Source organism: Micromonospora sp. MGP-C2 (assembly GCF_057766525.1).
The window spans coordinates 1,629,737-1,653,995 of record NZ_JBYMEN010000002.1; the positions used below are offsets into that span (position 1 = coordinate 1,629,737).

General features: G+C 73.7%; 6 protein-coding genes. All 6 read left to right on the forward strand.

The window, feature by feature from the left end:
* Positions 1–450: 450 nt before the first annotated feature.
* The 6 genes from AC3CF1_RS07190 to AC3CF1_RS07215 are packed head-to-tail and all read left to right on the forward strand — an operon-like array spanning position 451 to position 24,225.
* Positions 451–12,525 carry an amino acid adenylation domain-containing protein gene (locus AC3CF1_RS07190; RefSeq protein WP_488449882.1) on the forward strand — a complete coding sequence of 4,025 codons (12,075 nt, stop codon included), beginning with the start codon at positions 451–453 and terminating at the stop codon, positions 12,523–12,525.
* Positions 12,522–15,683 (forward strand): amino acid adenylation domain-containing protein, encoded by a 3,162-nt coding sequence (locus AC3CF1_RS07195; protein ID WP_488449883.1) that lies wholly within the window; start codon positions 12,522–12,524, stop codon positions 15,681–15,683. The genes AC3CF1_RS07190 and AC3CF1_RS07195 overlap by 4 nt, the downstream gene beginning before the upstream one ends.
* Positions 15,676–16,743 (forward strand): TauD/TfdA family dioxygenase, encoded by a 1,068-nt coding sequence (locus AC3CF1_RS07200; protein WP_088948944.1) that lies wholly within the window; start codon positions 15,676–15,678, stop codon positions 16,741–16,743. Before AC3CF1_RS07195 ends, AC3CF1_RS07200 begins: the two co-directional genes overlap by 8 nt.
* Positions 16,740–17,756, forward strand: a complete 1,017-nt coding sequence (locus AC3CF1_RS07205) for a TauD/TfdA family dioxygenase (RefSeq protein WP_355163162.1) — start codon at positions 16,740–16,742, stop codon at positions 17,754–17,756. Before AC3CF1_RS07200 ends, AC3CF1_RS07205 begins: the two co-directional genes overlap by 4 nt.
* Complete coding sequence (locus tag AC3CF1_RS07210) at positions 17,753–23,035, forward strand: amino acid adenylation domain-containing protein (RefSeq protein ID WP_488449884.1); 5,283 nt, start codon at positions 17,753–17,755, stop codon at positions 23,033–23,035. Before AC3CF1_RS07205 ends, AC3CF1_RS07210 begins: the two co-directional genes overlap by 4 nt.
* Positions 23,032–24,225, forward strand: coding sequence for a trans-sulfuration enzyme family protein (locus tag AC3CF1_RS07215; RefSeq protein WP_488449885.1), 1,194 nt, complete (start codon positions 23,032–23,034; stop codon positions 24,223–24,225). Before AC3CF1_RS07210 ends, AC3CF1_RS07215 begins: the two co-directional genes overlap by 4 nt.
* The last annotated feature ends 34 nt before the right edge of the window (positions 24,226–24,259 follow it).

Below are 24,259 nucleotides of genomic sequence, written 5' to 3' on the forward strand. Positions count from 1 at the left end.
AGATACCCTCCGGCCGCACCAACAAACGGTCAGTGGCGTGAATGCCGCAATTTAATGGCCGATCATCGGCGCAATCCGGTTCGCCATGAAATGGGAACGGGATGGCTGCGAAAGCCCTCCCGTACCGGAGTTCCACCATTCAGTCGAGAACCGGTCACGTGTTCGACCCGAGCGACCGACGGCAATGGACGAACGCGCACCGGCCCCGCACCGAAAGCATCGACGGCCGACACGATCTGTGGATCCCATCAAAGATCACGAGTGTGATGATGTGACAGGGAAGCGCATCGGAACAACGACAGCTGTCGCATGAACGACTGATCACCTTTACCGGCGTGGGTAGCTTCCGAGCCGTGGGGGCGACCGATCGTCGTGTCACAGCATCCCCGCGCCGCAGCCGCTTTACCGGTGCCGCCGACCCAGGTCGACAAACCGTCACAGCAGGCTGGGATGCGAAGTCAGGAGCCATTGCTGGACCGGGCCGCCGCGTGGGCGGATCCGGCCGTTGCTGGCATCACGAAGGAGACGGACGCGATGACCGACGTCATGCGGCCCCGGCAGGCGACGCCGGTCGTGCCGCGCCGCCGCGACAGTGCCGGCGCCCTGGTCGCGGCCACCCACGAGCAACGCCAGATGTGGTCGTTGAGCCGTCTCGACCCCGATCCGGCCAGCTACCTGGTGCCGTTGGCGTACCGGCTGGTCGGGCCACTGGACGTGGCGGCACTGGCCGGGGCGCTCGACGCCCTGGTGGCCCGGCACGCCGCGCTGCGCACCACGCTCGCACCCGGCGGGCCCGGCTCGGGGCCAGCGGAGGTCGACGACGCCGCGCCGCGCCTGGTCCAGGTGGTCGGCGAGCCGCAACCAGGACTGTTGCGGGTGCACGATCTGGGCGGACTGCCCGCGTGGCAACGCGACCAGGAGATGCAGGCCCGGATGCACGCGGAGGCGCGTGACCCGCTCGACCTGGAACGCGGACCGGTGCTGCGGGCCAGCCTGCTGCGCTTCGCTGCCGAGGAGCACGTGCTCCTGCTGACGTTCCACCACGTCGCCGTCGACGAATGGTCGCTCGGCATCCTGCACGACGAGTGGGAGCGGCTCTACGCCGCGCACCGCACCGGACGGCCGGCTGACCTCGGCCCGGTCGTCGTCGACCAACGCGATCATGCGGCGTGGCAACGCGACTGGCTCGCCGGGGCCGAGGCGGCGGTGCAACGCGACCACTGGCACGCGCAACTCGCCGACGCGCCCGCCGTCCTGGAGCTGCCCACCCGCGGACCCCGGCCCGCGGTGCCGTCCGGTGCGGGGGCCACAGTGTCGTTCCCGCTGGACGTGCCCACCGACGGGCTGCTGGCGCTGTGCCGACGACTCGGCGTCTCCCCGTACATGGTCATGCTCGCCACGCTGCACGTCCTGTTGGCACGCTGGACCGGGCAACGCGACATCGTGGTGGGAACGCCGGTGGCGAACCGCCGGCGCTCCGAGGCGCAGCAGCTCGTCGGGCTGCTGCTCAACACCGTCGCGGTCCGGACCCGGCTGGACGACGACCCGTCGTTCGAGACGCTGCTCGCACGGGTGCGCACCGCCGCCGGCGACGCCCTGGACAACGGCGAGCTTCCCTTCGGGACACTGCTGGAGTCGCTGCGCCCGGCCCGCAGGCCCGGCTTCGCCCCGCTGTTCCAGGTGATGTTCGTGTACGGCCGTGAGACGGCACCACCCAGCCTCGACGGCATCGAGGTCACCCCGATCGACGTGCCCGGGACCACCGCGAAGTTCGACCTGACCGTCTCGGTACGGGAGAACGCCGACGGTGTGCGGACCGTGCTGGAATACCGCACCGACCTGTTCGACGACGACGCGATGGCCCGCCTCGCCGGTCACTTCCAGACGTTGCTGCGCTCGCTGGTTGCCGAGCCCGGCGCACCGGTCGGCTCGGCCGCGATGCTCACCGCCGACGAGTACCGGCAGCTCGTCGTGGCTGCCAACGCCACCGCCACCCCCACCGAGCCGGACGACCTGGTCCACGTGCTGATCGAGCGACAGGCGCGCCGAAACCCCGACGGCGTGGCGGTGACCGACGGGGACACCGCGCTGAGCTACCACGAGCTGCACACCGCTGCCGAGGCGCTGGCGGAGACGCTACGCGGGCGGGGCGTGGGCATCGGCAGCCTGGTCGGAGTGCTGCTGCCGCGTGCGGTCCCGTTCGCGGTGGCGGTGCTCGCCGCACTGCGGGCCGGCGCGGCCTACGTACCCATGGATGCGGCGAACCCGCCCGCCCGGCTGCGGTATCTGATCGAGGACACGGCCGCGCCGGTCGTCCTCACCTGCGCGGAGCTGGCGCACCTGGTGCCCGACGGACTGGCGCTGCTGGTGCCCGACCAGCACATGCCGGTCGCTGCGGCGCAGCCCGGTGGCGCGGCGGCCGGTCCGCGGCGACGAGCGCGACGGCGGCCGGAGCCCTCGACGGACGACCTCGCGTACGTCATCCACACCTCCGGGTCCACCGGCCGCCCCAAGGGGGTCATGGTCACCCACCGGGGGGTCTGCAACTACGTGCGCTGGGCCGCCCAGGCCTACCGGCTGCGGCCCGGGGACACCGTTCCGCTGCACTCGTCGGTCGGGTTCGACCTGACCGTCACGAGCCTGCTCGTCCCGCTGGTCAGCGGGGCAACCGTGCTGATGCTCGGAGAACACCTCGGCCCGGAGGCACTCGGCGAGGCGCTGCGCAACCAGCGGCCGGCCTTCGGCCTGGTCAAGATCACCCCGGCTCAGCTCGACCTCGTCAACCATCAGCTCAGCCCCGCCGAGATGGCCGGCCGCACCCGGTGCTTCGTCATCGGCGGCGAGAATCTGCGCGCCGACCAGGTGGCGCCGTGGCGGGCGCACGCCCCCGACACCACGCTGGTCAACGAGTACGGGCCGACGGAGACGGTGGTCGGCTGCGCCGCGTACGAAGTCGACCCGTCCACCCCGATCGACGGGTCGGTCCCCATCGGTCGACCGATCGCCAACACCGAGCTGTACGTGCTGGACGACTGGGGCAACCCGGTCCCGGTGGGCGTTATCGGCGAGCTGTACGTCGGCGGAGCCGGCGTGGCACGCGGCTACCTGCACCAGCCCACGCTGACCGCGGCGCGGTTCGTTCCACACCCGTTCTCGTCTGCCCCCGGAGCCCGGCTGTACCGCACCGGCGATCTCGTGCGGCTGCGTCCCGACGGGAACCTGGAATACCTGGGCCGCACCGACAGTCAGGTCAAGCTGCACGGTTACCGGGTGGAGTGCGGCGAGATCGAGGCCGCCATCCGCCGATGCCGGCCGGACAGCGACGTGACGGTGCAGCTGCGCCGGGACGACCCGGACGACCCGCGCCTCGTCGCGTACGTGACGGGCGGAGCCGGCTTTGCCAGCGGAGCCGGCGGAGCCGGTGGGGCGGAGACCGACGCGGCGGCCCTGCGGGCGGCGCTCGCCGCCGAACTGCCGTCCTACCTGGTGCCCGCCGCCGTCGTCTTCCTCGACGCTTTGCCGCTGACCCGCAACGGCAAGGTGGACGTCGCCGCGCTGCCCGCCGCCGGTCGGGAGGTGCCCCGGCAGCGCGCCGAGGCGGACCCGGGTCGCCTGACGCCCGAACAGCCGGCGAGCGCACCCGGCGCGCCCGGACCGGCCAACTGGGATGCCGCCCGGATCGGGCTCGAACGACTGGTCGTCGACGTGTGGCGGGATGTGCTCGGCGTCGCGCAGGTCGGTACGCGGGACAACTTCTTCGACCTCGGCGGCCACTCGATGCGCCTGCTGGCTGTCCTCAAGCGACTGCGCGAGGGGCTCGGTGACGTCGTCACGGTCACCGACCTGTTCCGCAACCCCACTGTCGAGTCCCTGGCGGCGTTCCTGACCACGGCCACCACCGGCGCGCAGGCCCCGGTCGCCCCGGCCACGACGGCCCGCGCCACCCGGCCGCGGACGGGCACCACGGCCGAGCCCGGCGGCCTGATCGCCGTCGTCGGCATGGCCTGTCGCTTCCCCGGCGCGCGGACCATTGACGAGTACTGGCACAACATCCGCGCCGGCGTGGAGTCGGTGCGGGAGTTCAGCGTCGAGGAGATGCTGGCCGACGGGGCCGACCCGACCCGGCTCGACGATCCCGCGTACGTCCGCTCCGGCACCTGGCTGCCCGGGATCGACGAGTTCGACGCCGCCTTCTTCGGCGTCACGCCCCGGGAGGCCCAGACCCTCGACCCGCAGCACCGGATGCTGCTGGAGTGCGCCTGGCACGCGCTGGAGCACTCCGGCTACGACCCGGCGGGCCACGCCGGCCGGGTCGGCCTGTTCGCCGGGTCGGGCCGCAGCACGTACCTGCTGGACAACCTGAGCAGCCATCCGGAGCTGATGCACACCATCGGCGAACACCAGTTGTCCATCAACAACGACAAGGACTTCCTGCTCAGCCGTGTCGCGTACAAACTCGACCTGACCGGCCCCGCCGTCACCGTGGCAACGGCCTGCTCGACCTCCCTGGTCGCCGTGCACCTCGGCCGGCAGAGCCTGCTGACCGGTGAGTCCGACCTGGTCCTGGCCGGTGGGGTCAGCGTCTTCCCGGCGCAGCGGCGCGGCTACCTCTACCACGACGGCGGGGTCTACTCCCCCGACGGACACTGCCGGCCGTTCAGCGCCGACGCGCGGGGCAGCATCGCGTCCAGCGGGGTCGGCATCGTCGCGCTCAAGCGGCTGGAGGACGCGGTCGCGGACAACGACACCGTCTACGCCGTGATCCGCGGTTCCGCGATCAACAACGACGGCGCCCGCCGCACCGGCTACACCGCGCCCGGCGTCGACGGCCAGGTGGCGGTGATCAGCAGCGCCCTCGCGTCGGCCGGCGTGCAGCCCCGCTCGGTGAGCTATGTAGAGGCGCACGGCACCGGCACCAGCCTCGGTGACCCCATCGAGGTGACGGCCCTAACCGAGGCGTTCCGGCGGGGCACCGACGAACAGGGCTTCTGCGCCCTCGGCTCGGCCAAGGCCAACATCGGCCACACCGACGCCGCCGCCGGTGTGGCCGGGCTGCTCAAGACGATCATGGCGTTGCACAGCCGTACGCTGCCGCCCACCATCAACGTGAGTCGACCCAACCCGGCGATCGACTTCGAGAGCAGCCCGTTCTACCTGAACGACACCGCCCGACCGTGGCCCGGCGAGGACGGCCCGCGCCGGGCGGGCGTCAGCTCGTTCGGCATGGGCGGCACGAACGCCCACGTCGTGCTGGAGGAGCCGCCGGCCACAGCCGCCGCGCCGCCGGCCCCGCCGGCCACCGGGCCACACCTGCTGGTCCTGTCGGCGCGTACGGTCGAGTCGCTGGATCGGCAGACGCGTCAGCTCCGCGACTGGGTCGGCGCGCACCCCGACGTGGACCTCGCCGACGTGGCGGCGAACCTGGGCCGGCGCCAGCCGATGACCCACCGCCGTTTTCTCGTCGCGACGGACCACGCCGACGCGCTGGTCGCCCTCGACGCGCCACAACGGCAGTTCACCGGCGTTCATCCCGGTGGCCGTCGGACCCTGGTGTTCGCCTTCCCGGGGCACGGCGCGCAGCACGTGGCGATGGGCGCCGGCCTGTACCGCGCGGAGGGGACCTACCGGGCGGTGGTGGACGAGTGCGCCGAACTGCTCCGCGACGACCTCGGCCTCGATCTGCGTACGTTGTTGTGCCCAGAGCCCGACGGCCACCCGGAGGCGGAGCGGCTGCTCGCGCGGCCCGGGTTGATCCAACCCGCTCTGTTCGTCACCGGGTACGCCCTCGCCCGGTCGCTGCTCGCCCGCGGGGTGACCCCGGACCTGATGGTGGGACACAGCCTCGGCGAGTACGTCGCGGCGTGCCTCGCCGGCGTCTTCTCCCTGGCCGACGCGCTGCGGCTGGTGAGCGCCCGCGGTGAGTTGGTCGAACGGACCCCGGCCGGGGCGATGCTCGCGGTGAGTCTGCCGGAGACGGCGGCGGCGGGGCTGGCGGTGGGCGGTCTGTCGCTGGCCGCCGTCAACGCACCCGAGCTGTGCGTGCTGTCCGGCGCATCGGAGGCGATCGAGGAGCTGCGCCGGCGGCTGACCGCCGACGGGGTCGGGTGCCGGCCGCTGCGGGTCACCCGGGGCTACCACTCGGCTCTGCTCGACCCGGTGCTCGACGAATTCGCCTACCACGCGCGCCGGGTGACCTACCACGAGCCGCAACGCCCGTACCTGACCAACCTGACCGGCGGTCCGGTCGCCCCCGGGCAGGTCACCGACCCCGCGTACTGGGTGCGGCACATGCGGGAGCCGGTCCGGTTCGCCGAGTCGGCAGCGCTGCTCGCCGAGCAGGACGTCGTCCTCGCGGAGCTGGGCCCCGGGCACGCCCTCGGTGGCCTCACCCGGTTGGCCGGGGTGCGGCCCGGTCAGGTGGTCGCGGCGATGCGGCATCCGCGCAGCGACGCCGACGACCTCACCACGATGCTCGACGCGGTGGGCCGGCTGTGGCTGTCCGGCGGGCGGGTCGACTGGCAGGCGTTCCACGGTGGCCCCCGTCGCCGCCTGGCCCTGCCCGGCTATCCCTTCGAGCGGCGCCGCCACTGGCTGGACCCGATGTCGCGGCCCGACACCGCGCAGCCCGCACCCGTCCAGTCGAGCGCTACCGCTCCGGAGACACCCGGGCAGATCGAGGCCGGCAACCGCCCGCCGGTCAGCACCGCCTACGTCGCGCCGAGCACGCCCGGGCAGGAGATCGTGGCGGAGCTGTGGAGCGAGCTGCTCGGGATCCGGCCGATCGGGGCGCTCGACAACCTCTTCGAGCTGGGTGGGCACTCGCTGCTCGCCACCCAGTTCGTCGTGCGGCTGCGGGCCCGGCTCGGCGTCGCGCTGCCGCTGGAGACCATCTTCGCGACGCCGACCGTCGCCGGGATCGCGGCCACGCTGCCGCAGACCGGCCCCGCACCCACCACCACCGTCGCACCGCGGCCCAACGTCGCGCCGACCATCCCCCGCGCCGAGCCCGACGCCGGGCCGGCGCCGCTCTCCTCCGGGCAGCACCGGCTGTGGTTCCTCGACCAGGCGTACGAGCAGAGCGCCTACACCGTCGGCACGGCACTGCTGCTCGACGGCACCCTCGACGTCGACGCGCTGCGCCGGGCCCTCGCGGAGCTGACCCGGCGGCACGAGTCGCTGCGTACCGTCTTTCCGCTCGGACCCGACGGCGACCCGGTGCAGCAGGTGCTGCCGCCCGGCCCGGTCGACCTGCCGATCGTGTGCGCCCCGACCGGCGAGGACGACACGGCCCCGGCCACCCGCAGCATCGTGGAACCGGCGGTCGCCGACGCGGTGCCGCCATGGGCCCACGCCGCCCTCGCCGCCGACGTCGGACGCCCGTTCGACCTGGCCTGCGGGCCGCTGTTCCGGGCCGTGCTCCTGCGCATCGCCGACGACCGGCACGTGCTGTCGATGACCATGCACCACGCCGTCTCCGACGGCTGGTCACTCGGCATCGTCGCCGGCGAGGTGGCCACCCTGTACGGCGCCGCCCCGGACGGTAGCGCCGCACCGCTGCCCGAACTGGCCGTCCAGTACGGCGACTACGCCCGGTGGCAACGCGGCCGGCTGGCGGACGTCGACAGCGACGACATGCGGTACTGGCGCGAGCAACTCGACGGGGTGGCGAGCGTCCTGGAGGTGCCCACCGACCGGCCCCGACCACCCGTGCAGACCTTCCACGGCGCGGTGCACACCCGGGTCCTGTCCCCGCACGCCGCCGACGAGCTGCGCCGGTTCAGCCAGACCCGGGGCGTCACCCTGGCCATGACGGTGCTGTCCGCCCTGAAGGCGCTGCTGTGGCGCTACACCGGCCAGCGGGACATCTGCATCGGCACGCCGGTCGCCGGGCGGGTACGCGCCGAACTCGAGCCGATGGTCGGCTTCTTCGTCAACATGCTGCCGTTGCGGACCTCGATCGACGGCGAGTGGACGTTCGAGGAGCTGCTCCAGCAGGTCCGGCGCACCGCCCTGGGCGCGTACGACCACCAGGAGGTGCCGTTCGAGCGGCTGGTGGACCTCGTCGACGCGCCCCGCGACCTCAGCCGCAACCCGCTGTTCCAGGTGATGTTCAACCTGCTGAACCTGCCCGAGCGGCGGGACCTGGGAACCGCAGGGCTGCGGATGGTCCAGTTCGCCGTCGAGCCGGGGATCGCCCAGCAGGACCTCGCCCTGTACGCGTACGAGGTGACCGAGGGGCTGCGGTTCCGGTTGGAGTACAACACCGACCTGTTCGACGCGGCCACCGCCGAGCGGATGATGGGGCACCTGGAGAGGCTGCTCGCCGCTGCCGTCGCCGACCCCGACGTCCGGTTGGCGGATCTGGCCGTCCTAACCCCAGCCGAGCTGAGCCGCGTCGACGAGTGGAACGACACCGCCACCCCGCTCGGCTGGGCCACGCCCGGTCGGGACGGGGGAACGCCGACCCTGGTCGAGCTGATCGCACACCAGGTTGCCACGAACCCCGACCGGCCGGCCGTGACGTTCGGGACCACCACGCTCACCTACGCCCAGCTCAACGCCCGGGCCAACCGGCTCGCGCACCGGCTCCGCCGGGCCGGGGTCGGCCCCGACGGCACTGTCGCCGTCTGCCTGCACCGCTCCGAGGACCTGCCGGTCACGCTGCTCGGTGTGCTCAAGGCCGGCGGCGCGTACGTCCCGGTGGACCCCGACTATCCGATCGAGCGGCAGCGGTACGTGCTGACGCACAGCGATGCGAGCGTCCTGATCACCGAACCGGGCCTGGCGGACCGCTTCACCGGGTACGCGGGCGAGGTACTGCGCACCGACGCGAGTGCGGGCACCGGGCCGGAGACCGACCCCGAGCCGCTGGCCGGGCCGGACCATCTCGCCTACGTGATCTACACGTCCGGGTCCACGGGCCACCCCAAGGGCGTCCGGGTGACGCACGGCGCGATCGTCAACACCCTGGCGGCCATGCGGGAGCGGCCCGGTCTGACCAGCGACGGCACGATGCTCGCGATGGCCAGCTTCGCCTTCGACATGTCCGTACCGGAGCTGTTCCTGCCCCTGGTCGTCGGCGCGCGGATGCTGCTGGTGGGCCGCGACGTCGGTTACGACGCGCCGCGGCTGGCCGCGCTGCTCGCCGCGGAGGGGGTCACCCTGGCCCAGGGCACCCCGGCGACCTGGCGGCTGCTGATCGAGTCCGGCTGGGCCAGGCTGCCCGGCCTGACGGCGGTGTGCGGCGGCGAGGCGGTGTCCGCGCCGCTGGCCCGGCAGCTCGCCGAGCGGGTCGGCGCGTTGTGGAACCTCTACGGCCCGACCGAGGCCGCCGTGTGGTCCACCATGGAACGCCTCGAACCCGACGTCACCCACCTCAGCATCGGCCGCCCGATCGGCAACGTGCGCGCCTACGTGCTCGACCCGCGACTGCGTCCCGCTCCGGTGGGCGTGCTGGGTGAGCTGTACCTCGGCGGCGCGGGGCTGGCGCGTGACTACCACGGCGACCCCGACCTCACGGCGCAGCGGTTCGTGTCGGACCCGTTCTCCGCCGGCCGGCTCTACCGCACCGGGGACCTCGGCCGGTGGCTGGCCGACGGCCGGATCGAGTTCGTCGGCCGCAGCGACTCGCAGGTGAAGGTCCGCGGATTCCGCATCGAACTGGGCGAGATCGAGGCGGTGCTGCGCCGCCACCCGGAGGTCCGCGACACCGCAGTGGTGGTCCGCGAGGACGACGGCGAGAAGAGCGTCGTGGCCTACCTGACGCTGACCACCGGAACGGCGGCCGACGGGGACGGATCCGACGGCGTGGCGGCAGGGCAGCCCGTACCCGACTTCGACGCCGACCCCACGCCCTGGCGGGCGTTCGCGCGCACCTACCTGCCCGACTACATGGTCCCGTCCGCGTTCGTGGTGCTCGACCGGATGCCGCTGAGCGCCAACCGCAAGGTCGACCGGGCCGCCCTGCCAGCACCGGTACGCGGCGGGGCCGGCGTCGGCGCGGCACCGCCCGACACCCCGCTGCGGGCGGCGCTGGCGAAGCGGTGGGCGGCGGTGCTCGGCTACGACACCGTCGGCATCGACGACGACTTCTTCGACCTCGGCGGCGACTCCTTCAAGGCCATCAAGGCGTTGGCCGGCAACGACCCGGCGATCAGCGTCCTCGACCTGTTCCGCCACCCGACGATCCGCTCGTTGACCGAGCACCTGGACGCGACCGGGGGGTCCGCCGGGCGGCTGCTGCACGAGCTGACCCCGGCGCTACCGGCGACACCGACACGGCTGACGCTGGTCTGCGTACCCTTCGCCGCCGGTAGCGCGATCACCTTCCAGCCGCTGGCGGACGCCCTCCCGCCCGGCGTGCGGCTGTACGCCCTGGAGCGCCCCGGGCACGACGTGAACCGCCCGGACGAGCCCCTGCTGGGCATGGACGAGCTGGTGGACGGCTGCGTGGCCGAGGTCGTCGCGGGGATCAGCGGTCCGGTGGCGGTGTACGGGCACTGCATGGGCGGCGCCGAGGCGGTGGAGCTGGGCCGTCGGCTGGAGGCGGCCGGTGTGGAGCTGACCGGCGTGGTCATCGGCGCCCACTTCCCCGCCCCTCGGCTGCCCGGCCGGGTGTTCCGCTGGCTACGGCAGTGGTTTCCGGCGGAGCGGTGGACGTCGAAGCGCCGGACCCTGGAGTCGCTGCGGGCGATGGGCTTCTTCACCGAGGTCTTCGACGAGCGGGAGAAGGACTTCGTGATGCGCGTGGTCCTGGCCGACGCCGCCATGGGCGAGGACTACTACACCGACGTCTACGACAACGGTCTGCCCCGGAAACTGTCCGCCCCGATCGTCTGCGTGGTCGGTGGCGGCGACCGGGCCACCGAGCTGTACCAGGAGCGCTACCTGGAGTGGGGGTTCTTCTCCGACCGGGTGTCCCTGGAGGTCATCGAGGGCGCCGGCCACTACTTCGCCAAGCACCAACCCGCCGAGGTGGCGCGCATCATCCAGGCGACCTGCGATCCGTCGAACGCGACGCCCGCCAAGCCGCCGCCCGCCGCGGGTACTCCGCCAGCCGACGCCGCGCCCCCGCCGGCCGCCGTGGTCGTGCCGGCGACGGACGGCACCCCACCCTCCGTACGTCGGGCGATGCCCAGCCTCACCGTGTTCTACCTGATCGCCCTGGGTCAGCTCGTCTCTCTGATCGGCAGCGGACTGACCGGCTTCGGCATGGGCCTGTGGGTGTACCAGCAGACCGGGTCGGTCTCGTTGTTCGCCACGGCCACCGTCCTGGCGCTGCTGCCCGCCGTGGTGCTGTCCCCCATCGCGGGGGCGCTGGCCGACCGGTGGGACCGGCGACTCATCATGATCGTCGCGGACTGCGTGGCTGCCACCGGCACGGTGAGCCTCGCCCTACTGCTGTGGCTTGGCCAACTCCAGCTCTGGCACGTCTTCACCGCCATCACCGTCACCGCCGTGGCGACCGCCTTCCAGCTACCCGCCTACCTGGCGGCCGTCACGCAACTCGTACCGAAGCGGTACTACGGGCGCGCCAACGGCATCGTGTCCCTGGGCACCGCGACGAGCACAGTGCTGGCGCCGCTGCTCGGCGGTGCGCTGGTCATCGCGGTCGGGCTGCGCGGCGTCGTGATCATCGACCTGCTCACCTTCGCCGTCGCGGTCACCGTCACCCTGTCGGTCCGGTTCCCGAACACCCTGTTCGTCCGGCGCGAGGAGACCTTCCGGCGGGCGGTCCTGGGCGGTTGGCGGTTCATCGTGCGCCGGCACGGCCTGGTGGCCCTGGTCGTGCTGACCGCGTCGCTCAACTACTTCTTCGCCCTGGTCGAGGTCCTGGTCACCCCGCTGACCCTGTCGTTCGGTGACCCGGCGGTGCTCGGCCGGGTGCTCGCCGCCAGCGGCGTCGGCATGCTCGTCGGCTCGGTCCTCATGGGAGTGTGGGGCGGCACCGCCCGGCGGACCACCGGCATCCTGGCGAGCGTCGTGCTCCTCGGCGCGTCGCTGCTCACTGTCGGCCTGCGCCCGAGCCCACTGTTCCCGGCCCTCGGCCTGTTCGGCATGGGCCTGGCCACGGCCCTGGTGAACACGCACTGGTTGGCCATCGTGCAGGCCAAGGTCGGGCTGGAGCTGCAGGGCCGGGTGCTCTCGATGGGCCAGATGCTGTCCTGGCTGATGGTGCCGGCCGGTTTCCTCACTGCCGGTCCGCTCGCCGAGCACGTGTTCGCCCCGATGGTGTCGCCCGGCGGCGTGCTGGCCGCTGTCGTCGGCACCGGCCCGGGCCGCGGCATGGCCCTCGCGGCGATCGTCGCCGGTCTCTGCTCGCTCGCCCTGGCCGCCGTCGGCATCGCCTACCGACCGATCCGCCACGTCGAGGACGAACTGCCCGACAACGACCCCGGCACTGTCATCGTCGCCGACAAGGACCGCCTCCAGGCCGAGGCCGACCGACGGCTCGCGGCGCACCGTGCTGGGGGCGCGCCGCGGGCCGAGCCGGTCCCGGTGGGCGGGCGCGGTGGTCGTCGATGAGCGCCCCCGCCCGGCCCGCCGGCCCGACCCGCCGAACCGTCGACCGACGCGCCACCGGCGTACCAGCCGACGTCGACTGTCTGCACCGGATGGTGGCCGCGCAGGCCGCCCGAACCCCGGAGGCCGAGGCGGTACGGCACGCCGACCGCACGTGGTCGTACCGGGATCTCGACGAGGCGGCGAACCGGCTGGCCCGGGTCCTGCTCGCGCGCGGGGTGAGCCGGGAGGACCGCATCGGCGTCTGCCTGCCCCGGACACCCGAACTGGTGGTCGCCCTGCTCGCCGTACTCAAGGCCGGCGCCTGTTACGTCCCGCTGGACCCGGCGTACCCGCCGGCCCGGGTGGCCTTCATGGCCGCCGACTCCGGGGCCCGGCTGGTGCTCACCCGTGCCGACCTCGCCGACCGGTTCCCCGACCTGGCCGTCCCGATCGACCGACTGGACCTGCCCGGGGACGGCACCGACCCTGCGGTGCCGACGAGCCCGACGGACCTGGCGTACGTCATCTACACCTCCGGCTCCACCGGGCGGCCCAAGGGCGTAGCGATCGAGCACCGCTCGGCGTCGGTGCTCATGCACTGGATCCGGCAGACCTTCGACGACGCCGAACTGGGCGGCCTGCTCGCCGCCACCTCCGTCTGCTTCGACCTGTCCGTCTTCGAGATCTTCGGCCCGCTCTGCTGGGGCGGGCGGGTGCTGCTCGTCAACGACGTGCTGGCCCTCGCCGCCCCCGGCGCGGATCGGCTGCCCGTCACACTGGTCAACACCGTGCCCTCCGCGATGGGGGAACTGCTCACCGCCGACGCCCTGCCGGCGAGCGTGCGGACGGTCTGCCTCGCCGGTGAGCCGCTCACCGCCGCGCTGGCCGCCCGGGTGTGGGCGCGTCCGCACGTCCGCCGGCTCTGCAACCTCTACGGCCCGTCGGAGGACACCACCTACTCCACCTGGGCGGAGGTGCCGCCGGACAGCGGGGACCCGCCGATCGGCCGGCCCCTGCCGCAGACCCGGGCCTATGTCCTCGACCCCGAGGGGCGGCCGGTCCCGCCGGGCGATCCGGGCGAACTCCACCTGGCCGGGGCGGGCCTGGCTCGGGGCTACCTCGACCGCCCGGAAGAGACGCGGGCCCGGTTCCTGCCCGACCCGTTCCGCCCCGGCGAGCGGATGTACCGCACCGGCGACCGGGTCCGGCTGCGCCCGGACGGGCAACTGGCCTACCTGGGCCGACTCGACGACCAGGTGAAACTGCGCGGCTACCGGATCGAGCTGGGTGAGGTCTCCGCCCGCCTCGCGGCCCTGCCCGGCGTACGCGAGGCAACCGCCGCCGTCCGGAAAGGGCCGAGCGGGGATCCGCTGCTGGTCGGCTACCTGGTCGGCGAGCGGCGCGACGACGTCCGGGCCCGGCTGGCCGAGGCGCTGCCCGCGCCGCTGGTCCCCGCGACGGTGGTCTGGCTGGACCGGCTGCCCACCCTGCCCAACGGCAAGGTGGACCGCTCGGCACTGGCCTCCCCCGCCCTCGGCGGCGACGCCGGGCCCGACGCCGGACCGTTCGACGGCATGCTCGCCGAGGTGGCGGCCGTGTGGCGCGAGGTGCTCGGCATGCCGGTGACCACCGCCGACGACGACTTCCTCACCCTCGGCGGGGACTCCCTGCTCGCCGTCCGCTGCGCCACCCGGCTGGCCGCCGCGACCGGCCGGCCGGTCCACGCCGGCGACCTCTTCGCGCACCCGACCGTCGGCGCGTTGGCGGCCCACCTCGACGGGCTGGCCGTCGACCCGACGCCGCTCGGGGAACCCGTCCGCCCGGCACCGGCCGGCCCCGCGCCGCTGTCGGCCGCACAGACCCGGCTGTGGTTCCTGCACCGGCTCGACCCGGCGGACACCTCGTACCTGCTGGCCTTCGCGGTGCGGTTCGACACGCCGATGGACCCGGACCGGCTGGCCCGGGCGCTGGGTCGGGTGGTCGAGAAGCATCCGGCCCTGCGCACCGTGTTTCCGGTCGGGCCGGACGGGCCGGTGCAGCACGTCCTCCCCGGCGCCGGGCCGCCGCCGCTCGTCGCGCCGGCCGAACCGGGCGCCCCGCTCGACGAGCGGCTCACCCGGCTCACCGTCGAGGCCACCCGGGCCCCCATGGACCTGGCCACCGGACCGTTGCTCCGCGCCCACCTGGTGCCGGACACCACCGGCCGTGCGGCGGCGCTGCTGCTCGTCGTACACCACATCGTCTGCGACGACTGGTCGTTCGGCCTGATCGTGCGGGAGCTGGCCCACGCGTACGACAACGTCGCGGCAACGGCCCCGGAGCCCCCGGAGGCCGGCCCGGCGGCGTTCGCCCTGGCCCAGCGGGACTGGCTGGCCGGTCCGGCGGGACGGCGGGCGCTGGCCGACCAACTCGACGAGCTGCGCGGCGCACCGGACCTGCTCGACCTGCCCGCGACGGGCCGGCTCGACCGACGCGCGGCGCAGGCCCGACCGGACCGGTCGCCGTCCGGCGCCACCCTGCGGACCACAGTGGACCCCCCAACCGCCGACGCGGTACGCGAACTGGCCCGGGCCGAACGGGTCAGCCTGCACATGGTCGGGCTGACCGCCTTCGCGACAGTGCTCGGCGCCGCCACCGGCCGGCACGACCTGCTGATCGGCGTGGCCTTCGCCGGCCGGAACAGTGTCGCCGCAGAACGAAGCGTCGGCTGCTACGTCAACACAGTGCCGCTGCGGCTGCGCCCCGCGCCGGAACGTGGTTTCGCCGACCTGCTCGCCGAGGCCCGCCGGGTCACCCTGTTCGCCGCGGCCCACCAGGAGGTGCCCTTCGACCTGCTGGTGGAGCGGCTACGGCCCACCCGCCAGCCGCACCGCACCCCGCTGGTGCAGGTCGCCTTCGGCGTGCAGAACGCCCCACCGGCCCGACACCGCACCGCGGCCGGTGTCGAGTTCACCGGCGAGGAACTGACCCCGGACACCGCCCGCCTCGACCTGACCCTCTGGCTCGACGAGCGGCGGGACGGGCTGGCGGCGCTGTGGACGTACCGCACCGACCTGTTCGACCACGACGGGGTGGTCACCTGGCACCGCCGGTTCACGGCGTTGCTGCGGACCGCCGCCGCCGACCCCCGACGCAGTCTGGCCGACTGCGTCGACACCCTGGGAGCGAGAGATGACTGAGCAGACCCGGGTCGCGCGGAGCATTCCCCGTCGCGGCCGTGAACGGAACCTGGTGGACGTCCACCCCGACTGGCCCGGCGGCCCGCTGCCGGCGCTGATCCGGGCCAACACACCCGACGTGGATCTGGCCGGCTGGCTGGCCGGACGCCGCGACGAGGTCGACGAGCTGGCCCGCCGGCACGGGGCCGTGCTGTTCCGTGGCTTCGCCGTGGCCGGCGCCGAGGACTTCCGCACCGTGATGGCCGCGCTCTCCGACGAGGTCCTCAGCTACGGCGAACGGTCCTCGCCGCGCAGCCAGGTCACCGAGGGGGTGTACACCTCCACCGAGCACCCCGCCGACCAGCCGATCGTGCTGCACAACGAGCAGTCGTACACGGTGAACTGGCCCCTGCGGATCGTGTTCCACTGCGAGGTGGCGCCGGGCGCGGGTGGGCGTACCCCCCTTGCGGACAGCCGCCGGGTGCTCGCCCGGCTCCGCCCGGAGACCGTCGCCGAGTTCGAGCGGCGCGGGGTGCTCTACCGGCGCAACTACCTGCCCGGCATCAGCCTGACCTGGCAGACCGCGTTCCAGACCGAACGACGGGAGGACGTCGAGGCGTACTGCGCCCGCGCGCTGATCGACGTGGAGTGGGTCGGCGAGCGGCAGTTGCGCACCCGGCAGGTCCGCCCGGCGGTACGCCGCCACCCGGTCACCGGCGAGCGGACCTGGTTCAACCACGCGCTGTTCTTCCACGTCACCTCCCTGCCCGACGACGTCAGCGCAGGGCTGCGGGCCGCCCTGGGCGAGGAGGACCTGCCCTACCAGACCGCGTACGGCGACGGCACGCCCATCTCCGACGAGGTGCTGGCCGAGCTGCGGGCCGCGTACGCCGCCGAGACCCGCTCCTTCGACTGGCAGCGCGGGGACGTGCTGCTGGTGGAGAACATGTTGGCCGCGCACGCCCGGGATCCGTTCACCCCGCCTCGGCGGATCCTCACTGCCATGTCCGATCCGACCGCCGCGCCCGAACTGACCGAGGCGAGCCACCCGATGCCGGCTCCGACCGGGGACCGGGCATGAGCGGCCCGGCGCCGCGTCGACGCGGTACCGGTACGGTCAGCTCGCCGGTGTCCCGGCGGGTGCTCGTGGACGACCGGTTCGTGCTGCTCGTCGAGGCCGCCGTGCCCGACCTCGACCTTGCCGGTTGGCTCGCCGGCAGGCGCGAGGAGCTGCTCCGGGACCTGGACGAGTACGGGGCGGTGTTCTTCCGCGGCTTCGAGGTGCGCACCCCGGACGACTTCAGCCAGGCCGCCCGGGCGGTCAGCCCGGACCTGCTCGGCTACCTGGAACGGGCCGCGCCCCGGCACGAGGTCGCCGACCGGGTCTTCACCTCCACCGAGTTCAACGCCGAGCAGTGGATCCCGCTGCACCACGAGATGTCGTACTCGCACAACTGGCCCAGCTACCTCTACTTCTGGTGCGCGCAGCCGGCCACCGGCAGCGGCGGGGCCACCCCGCTGGCCAGCGAACGGGTCATCACCCCGCTGATCCCCGCCGACGTGCGGGAACTCTTCCTCCGCTCCGGGGTCAGCTACGTGCGCAACTACGGCCCGCACCTGGACCTGCCCTGGCAGGAGGCGTTCCAGACCACCGACCGGGCCGAGGTGGAGGCGTACTGCCACGCCTCGGCGACCGAGTTCACCTGGCTCGGCTCCGACGGCCTGCGAACCAGGGCCCGGCGGCAGGCGGTCGCCACGCATCCGCGTACCGGGGAGACGGTGTGGTTCAACCACGCCCACCTGTTCCACGTGTCGAACATGCCGGCCGAGGTGTCCGGCGCGCTGCTGCGCGAGTACGGCCCGGACGGGTTGCCCCGCAACGCGTATCTCGGTGACGGGCAGCCGATCCCCGACGAGGTGGTCGCCGGGCTGCGCGAGCTGTATCGGGAACACGCGGTGTCGGTTCCCTGGCAGCGCGGCGACGTGCTGGTGGTGGACAACTTCCTGGCGACCCACGGTCGCGAACCCTTCAGCGGCGACCGGCAGATCCTGGTCGCCATGTCCGACCTCTACGTCAACCGGAGCGTTCTGTGAACGGTTACCGTCTGTCCCCCGTCCAGCGGCTCGCCTGGTCGGCCAAGCAGGATCTGGTCCGGGCGCGGGTGCGGTTGGACCGCCCGCTGGACCGTGCCCGGTTGCAGAGCGCCCTGGACGCGGTGGTGGCCCGACACGAGGCGCTGCGTCTGACCCTGGTGCACCATCCGGGTCTGCGGGTGCCGATGCAGGACGTCGACGACGACCGCAGCGTCACCGTCGGCGCGCAGGGTGAGCTGTCGGTGACCCTCACCGACGATGCGCTGGAGCTGACCGCCACCCCGCTGATCGCCGATCCGGCCAGCCTGCGTCTGGTCCTCGCCGACCTGGCTCGGGCGTACGCCGGCGAGGCGTTGCCGCAGGATCCGGAGGCGTTGCAGTTCCTCGACGTCGCCGAGTGGCAGCTTGAGGAGCGCGAGCAGGCACCGGCCAGCGCCGCGCCGACCGCGCCGACCGCCCGACTGGTCACCCCGCACGGGGACGACCCGACCGCCGTGGTGTCCGCGACCCTTTCCGCCGCCGAGCTGACCGACGTGGCGCGGGCCGCCGGTGTCGAGCCGGAAACCGTGCTGCTGGCCGCATGGGCGCTCGCGGTGTCCCGCCGCGCCGAGGCGCCGGAGGGCGCCGACGAGGTGGACCTGGTGCTGGCCCGGTGGAGCGACGGCCGCCATGCCGCTGGCACCGGCGAGGTGGTGGGTCCGCTGGGTGGCTACTGCCCGCTCCGGTTGGCCCTGCCGCTGCCCACCGCGCCCGCCGACCTGCTGACCCTCGTCCGCGCCGCCGAGAGCACCGCCGACGACACGTTCCACCTGGTCGACCCGGTGGACGAGCAGTCCGGGGCGGTGGCGGGCTTCGCGGTGCCCCCGGCTGCCGCGCCGGCCACTGTGGCCGGGCTCGGTGGCATCACGGTGGAGATCGACACCCCACCGGCGGCGGCCGGCCCGCAGCTGACAGTGCTGGCCGAGGGCGACCGGGTCACCCTGGACGTGGTCGGCGGCCAGTGGCTGCTCGACGCGCTGCTGGCGGTCCTGCGAACCCTGCCCGCCGCGCTCTCCAGCGCCGACGCGCCGTCGGTGCTCGGCGACGCCGAGGGCCGCTGGCTGACCGACGCGGCGGGAACACCGTCGCAGGCGTCGGCGCGTACCCTCGTGGACCTTTTCGACGCGGGCCTGGCGGGGATGGACGAGCAGGCCGTGGCGGTGGTCGACGCGGACGGCGCGTACACGGTCGGTGAGCTGCGGGAACGGGCCGCGCGGGTGGCCGGGGCCCTGGCCGCGCGCGGCCTGTCCGGCGCCCCGGTCGGCGTGCTGGCCGACCGGTCCCGGGACACCGTCGTGGCGTTCCTCGGCGTGCTGCGCGCGGGGGCGGTCTTCGTGCCGTTGGACCCGGACGCCCCGCCCCGGCGGCTCGCCGCGCAGATCCGCGCGGTCGGCGCGGAGGTCGTCGTGGGCGACGGCGGTGCGGCGACCGTGACCGTCGGCGACCTCGTCGCGACCGGCGACCGCCCGCCCGCCGCGGTGCCGACCCCGACCGACCCGGCGTACGTGATCTTCACGTCCGGCTCCACCGGCACACCCCGGCCGGTGCAGGTGTCGCACGGCGCCGCCGCGCACCTTGCCGACGCCTTGGAGCAAGCGGTGTACGCGGACAGCCGCCCCGGTCTGCGGGTGGCGGTGAACGCCCCGCTCACCTTCGACGCCAGCGTTAAGCAGCTCGTGCAGCTCGGCCGCGGCCGCAGCCTCTACCTGGTGCCCGAGCAGGTCCGCCGGGACGGGGCGGCACTGGCCGCCACGCTGGCCGACCACGACGTCGACGTGCTCGACCTGACCCCCTCTCAGCTGCGCATCCTGCTCGCCGGGGCGGGCGACATCCGGCTTCCCGGCCTGCTGCTGCTCGGCGGTGAGGCGATCGCACCCGACCTGTGGGAGACAGTCGCCGCGCTGCCCGACGTCCGGGCGGTCAACCTGTACGGCCCGACCGAGTGCACGGTGGACACCACCGCGGCGCACGTGCGTGCCGGGGAGGCCCCGACGATCGGCCCGCCCCTGCCCGGCGTCGCGGTGTGGGTGCTCGACGAGCAGCTGTGCCCGGTGCCGCCAGGCGTGGCCGGTGAACTCTGCGTCAGCGGCCCGCAGCTCGCCGACGGTTACCGGGGCGACCCGGAGGCCACCGTCCGGCGGTTCGTGACCGTGGCGCTGCCGTCCGGGCGCACCGAGCGGGTGTACCGCACCGGCGACCGGGTCCGCTTCGACGCCGACCGGCGGCTGCGCTACCTGGGTCGGCTCGACGACCAGGTGAAGATCCACGGGTTCCGCGTGGAGCCGGGGGAGATCGCGGCCGCTCTGCGCGAGCACCCGGAGGTGGCCGACGCCGCCGTGGTGGCCCGCGACGACGACGGGCACGGCGAGCGGCTCGTCGCCTACGTCCGCCCGGGTGACGCACCGACCACTGTGGACGTCGACCGGATCGCCGGGGTCAACCCCCACGAGACCCGCTACCTGTACGACGAGATCTTCGTCCAGCAGGTCTACCTGCGCGACGGCATCGTGCTGCGGCCCGGGGCCACCGTCCTGGACGTGGGCGCGAACATCGGCATGTTCTCGCTGTTCGTGAACGCCGTCTGCCCGGACGCCACGATCCACGCGTTCGAACCGGTGCCGTCGGTTGCCGACCTGCTGCGCCGCAACGTCGCCGAGTTCGGCGTACCGGCCACCGTGCACGCGGTCGGGCTGTCCCGGGCGGCCGGGGAGGTGTCCTTCACCTACTACCCGGGCTACTCGATGATGTCCGGCCACGCCGCGTACGCCGACCCGGACGCAGAGGTGGCGGTGATCAAACGGTTCCTCGCCAACGAACGCGACGCCGGCGCCGACCGCGAGGTGCTGCTCGACCGGGTCGACGAACTCCTCGCGGAACGCTTCGCCGGCCGGGAAATCACAGTGCCGGTCCGGCCGCTGTCGGCGTTCCTCGACGAGCTCGCCCCGGAACGGATCGACCTGCTGAAGATCGACGTACAGCGGGCCGAGGCGGATGTGCTCGCCGGGCTGGAGGATCGACACTGGCCGCTGGTCGCGCAGGTCGCCATGGAGGTGCACGACGCGCCCGGCACCGACACCGAGGGCCGACTGGCCGAGCTGGTCGCCACCTTCGAGGCGCGTGGCTTCGACGTGGTGACCCGGCAGGACGACCTGCTGATCGGCACCGACCGGCACACCCTGCACGCCGTACGCCCCGAGTACGCCGCCGATCCACGCCCGGCCGTGGTCGTCCCGGCCGGGCCGACGGCAGAGCCCCTCGACGAGCGGCTCACCGGCTGGCTGGCCGACCGGCTCCCGGCCCACCTCGTCCCGGCGGCGGTGGTGCTCCTCGACGAGCTGCCGCTGACCCGCAACGGCAAACTCGACCGGGCGGCGCTGCCCGCGCCCCGCCTCGACCGGCCGCACGGCGGCACGGTGGTGGCGCCTGCCGACCGGGCCGAACAGATCCTCGTCGAGGCGTGGCGCGAGGTGCTCGGGGTGGCGACCGTCGGCGTGACGGACAGCTTCTTCGCGCTCGGCGGCGACTCCATCCGCAGCATCCAGATGCAGGTCGCCGCGAACAAGCGAGGGCTGTCCTTCCGACTCAGCGACATCTTCACGTACCAGACGATCCGCGAGCTGGTCACGCACGGCGAGATCACCGTCGCCGGGACCGACGCGGTGGCCGGCTCGGCGTCAGTCCCGGCGGCCGGACGCTTCACTCTGGTGGCCGCCGCCGACCGGGAGCTGCTGCCCGCCGGGCTGGCCGACGCGTACCCGATGACGACTCTCCAGCAGGGCATGGTCTACCACTGTGAGCTGACCGGCGACCCGGCGATGTACCACAACGTCACCGCGCACCGGATCGCCGCGCCGTTGGACGCGCCCGCGCTGCGGCGCGCGCTGGCCGGTCTGGTGGCCGCCCATCCGGTGCTGCGGACCGGGTTCGCGCTGGGCGCGTACTCCGAGCCGTTGCAGCTCGTGCACGCCGACGTGCCGGTCGAGGTGCCGGTGACGGATCTGACCGGTGTCGACGCACAGACCCGCCGCGCCCGGGTCGACGAACTCGTGGCGGCCGAGCGGGTACGCCCCTTCGACCTGGCCCGACCGCCGCTGCTGCGGTTGCACGCCGTCCGGGAGGACGCCGACGCGTTCACCCTGATCATCGCCGAGTACCACGCCATCCTCGACGGCTGGAGTCTGCACCTGTTCCGCACCGACCTGCTCGCCGCGTACGACCGGGAGCGGGCCGGCGCCTCTCATCCGGCCCGCCCCGGCCTGCCGTTCCGGGAGTACGTGGCCGCCGAGCGACGGGCCCGGACCGATGAGGCCAGCCGCCGGTTCTGGCTGGACGGTCCCGGTGCGGTGCCGCCGCTGCTGCTCGGCGGGGCAGCCCCACGGACCACCACCACCCAGCAGGTGCCACTGCGAGCCGGCACCACCGACGCGGTCACCGAGGCGGCCCGGGCGGCCGGCGTACCCGTCAAGTCCTGGCTGCTCGCCATCCACCTGCGGATGCTCGGCGAACTCACCGGTCGCGACGGCGTGGTCAGCGGACTGGTGGTCGGTGGGCGGCCGGAGGGCGAGGGCAGCGACGCCACCCTCGGGCTGTTCCTCAACACCCTGCCGGTCGGTGTGGAGCTGGGCACCCGTTCGCTGGCCGAGCTGGCGGCCGAGGTGTGGCGGGCCGAACGCGACATGATGGGGCACCACCGCTTTCCGCTGGCGGAGATCGTCCGGGCCGGAGGGGTCGGGCCCCGCTTCGACCACTTCTTCAACTGGACGCACTTTGCCAACGACCCGGTCGGTGGCGGGCCCCGCATCGTGGACAGTCGGGGCGTCACGGTGGACGTGGCGTTCAGCCTCGCCGTCGACGCCGAACTGGACGCGGACACCGGCCGCCTCGCCCTCACCCTCGAGTACGACCACCGCACCGTCGCCGGGGACCGGGTCGACGCGTTCGCCGACGGCTTCCGTCGCCTGCTGGCGGCCGACCCGCAGGCGCCGCTGCCCGCCGTTGCCAGCGGTGGGCAGGCGGCCGGCGATGCGTGGGCGACCCGGGTGGCGGCGGCCTGGCAGGAGGTGCTCGGGGTCGCGCCGGATGATCCGGCGACCGGCTGGTCGGCCGCCGGCGGTGACTCACTGCGCGCGCTGCGGCTGGTCACCATGCTGCGGCAGCGTCACGGCAGCGACCTCACGCTGCCCGAGTTCGTGACGCTGGGCAGTTACGGCGCACTGGTGGACCGGGTGGCCCGGTCATGACCGGTCTCAGCACCTCCGCCGTGCACGGCGACGACGGACTGGTCCCGGGCGGAGCCGTCGCGCCGCCGATCGTGCAGAGCGTCACCTTCAGCGCCGACTCCGACGAGCAGTTCACCGCGATCGCCACCGAGACGCGGGGCAGCGCCTTCTACACCCGCTACGGCAACCCGAACCACGCCCAGGTGGCCGCCGTCGTCGCCGAGCTGGAAGGCGCCGAGACGGGGCTGGTCACCGCCTCCGGGATGGGGGCGGTCAGCACCATCGCGCTGGCCCTGCTCTCCGCCGGCGACCACATGGTGGTGCAGCGCAGCACGTACGGCGGCACCACCTCGCTCGCCACCGGCCTGCTGTCCCGGTTCGGGGTGTCGTACACCCAGGTGGACCAGACCGACACCGAGGCGTTCGCACGGGCGATCCGGCCGCGGACGCGGCTCGTGCTGGTGGAGACGCCGAGCAATCCACTGCTGGAGCTGACCGACCTCACCGCAGTTGCGGAGCTCGCCCACGCGGCCAGCGCGCTGGTGGTGGTCGACAACACCTTCGCCACACCGGTCAACCAGCGCCCGATGGCTGTGGGGGCGGACCTGGTCTGGCACAGCGGCACCAAGTTCCTCGGCGGCCACTCCGATGTGTCGGCGGGGGTGGTCGTCGGCTCCGCCGAGCTGGTCGAGCGGGTGTGGCAGACGGCCATCGTCACCGGCGCCACCCTCGGCCCGGTGGACGCGTGGCTGCTGCTGCGCGGCATCCGTACGCTGCCGCTGCGGGTGGAGCGGCACAACGCCAACGCCCTGGCCCTGGCCCACGCGTTGGAGGAGCATCCGGCGGTGGCCCGGGTCCGTTACCCCGGGCTGCCCTCGCACCCGCAGCACGCGTTGGCGCGGCGGCAGATGACCGGCTTCGGCGGGGTGCTCAGCGTCGACCTGAGGGCCGGGCGGGCCGGAGCCGCCGCACTGCTGGACGGGCTGCGGCTGGCCAAACGAGCGGCCAGCCTCGGCAGCGTCAGCACGCTGGTGGTGCACCCCCGGTCGATGTGGGCGGGCATCGTGGACCCCGAGCAGTTGGCCGCGACCGGCATCGGGGACGGGCTGGTGCGCGTCTCCACCGGCATCGAGGACACCGCCGACCTGGTGGCCGACTTCCTCGCCGCGGCGGACAAGGCGACCGCGGCGAGGGATTCCGCTGCCGACTGAGCTCGAACCGGCGACCCGGGCCGCCAGCTCACCC